This window comes from Micromonospora sp. NPDC047753 (assembly GCF_040642735.1).
Classification (GTDB): domain Bacteria; phylum Actinomycetota; class Actinomycetes; order Mycobacteriales; family Micromonosporaceae; genus Micromonospora.
In genome coordinates this window covers 1-1400 of sequence record NZ_JBEYSL010000853.1, presented here as the reverse complement: position 1 = coordinate 1400, position 1400 = coordinate 1, and the positions used below count along the sequence as shown (strand labels likewise).

The following is a 1400-nucleotide window of genomic DNA, read 5'->3' as shown; positions in this document are numbered from 1 at the left end:
TGCCGGTCCCGGCAGGAAGGTCGCCGTGGTGGGCCTGGGCGGCCTGGGCCACATGGCTGTCAAAATCGCCGCAGCGATGGGTGCCGAGGTGACAGTGCTGTCCCAGACGCTGGGCAAGAAGGACGACGGCCTGCGCTTCGGAGCCGAGCACTACTACGCCACCACGGACCCGGCGACGTTCGAGGTGCTCAAGAACAGCTTGGACCTGATCATCAACACGGTCAGCGCACCGATCGACATGGCCAGCTACCTCGGTCTGCTGCGTCTGGACGGCACGCTTGTCAGCGTGGGTGCCCCGCCGGAGCCGCTTCCGGTGCCCGTCTTCGCGTTGTTCGGCAATCGACGGTCGTTCGCCGGCTCCAGCATCGGCAGCATCGCCGAGACGCAGGAGATGCTGGACTTCTGCGCCGAGCGCGGCATCGCCCCCGAGGTCGAGGTCATCGGCGCCGAGGCGGTCAACGACGCGTACGAGCGGGTGCTCGCCTCGGACGTGCGGTACCGGTTCGTCATCGACATCGACACCCTGCGCTGAACTTCTCCGCGGTGGCCAGGGTCCGCCGAACGGCGGGCTCTGGCGCGCGGTCGGGCCGGAGTGCGCGGTGGCCGGCGGTGAGCCGTTGAGCCGCCGAGGCGCAGGGCGCGCATCGGCGGCCCACCGTCTCAGCCGTTGTCGATCAGACTGGCGATCTCGTTGTAGATGAGGTGCGCCTTCGCGCCCTGGTTCGACGGACAACCGCCGAGGTGGTGCAGGGCGATCACCTGGTGGCTGGCGTTCAGCACTGGTGAACCCGAGTTGCCGCCGGAGGTGTCACAGCTGTAGCTGATGTTCCAGGTGTTGTAGTTCGCGTTCCGGACGGCACAGGTCGCGCCGTTCTGGGTGTCCTCGAAGATCGACAGCCGCTTCGCGGTGCCGTCGCCGTGGCCGGGGACGTAGATCCGGGTGCCGTTGCTGGTGGCGGTAGTTGCCAGGTACAGCGTGCCGAATCCCTGGATGGTGGCGAAGTTGTTGACCGAGAACAGGGCGTAGTCCAGCTGGCTGGAGCCGCCGCTGCTCACCCGGTAGAGGGTGGCACCGCTGACCTTGGTGCCGGCACCGGGGTTCGCGCCGCCGCAGGTGGCGCACTGGTAGTTGAACTGCATCTCGCTGCCGCTCACGGCGGACTGCGTCGAGAAGCAGTGCTTGTTCGTCAGCATCCGGTTGGTGTTGCCGACCCGCCAGGTGGTGCACAGTCCGCCGCCGCTGATCAGCAGCCGCGCCACCGCCCTGCCGCGGGCGTACTCGGTGGGGTGACTGTTCTGGTAGCAGACCACGTCCCGGCGGGCGTCGGTGCTGCACACGGACTGGGTGGAGAAGTTGTGCGCGGTGATTTCCGTGCGGTCGTACCCGCGCCAGAAGCGGT

General features: G+C 67.9%; 2 protein-coding genes. One reads left to right on the top strand and one right to left on the bottom strand.

Annotated features, from left to right (window positions below):
• On the top strand, positions 1-532 hold a 532-nt coding region (locus ABZ749_RS35205), incomplete at its 5' end, for a zinc-binding dehydrogenase (protein ID WP_357235737.1).
• Between the two features lie 128 nt (positions 533-660).
• Here the strand turns inward: ABZ749_RS35205 and ABZ749_RS35200 are convergent.
• The coding region (locus tag ABZ749_RS35200) for a serine protease (RefSeq protein WP_357235734.1) at positions 661-1400 on the bottom strand (740 nt) is incomplete at its 5' end.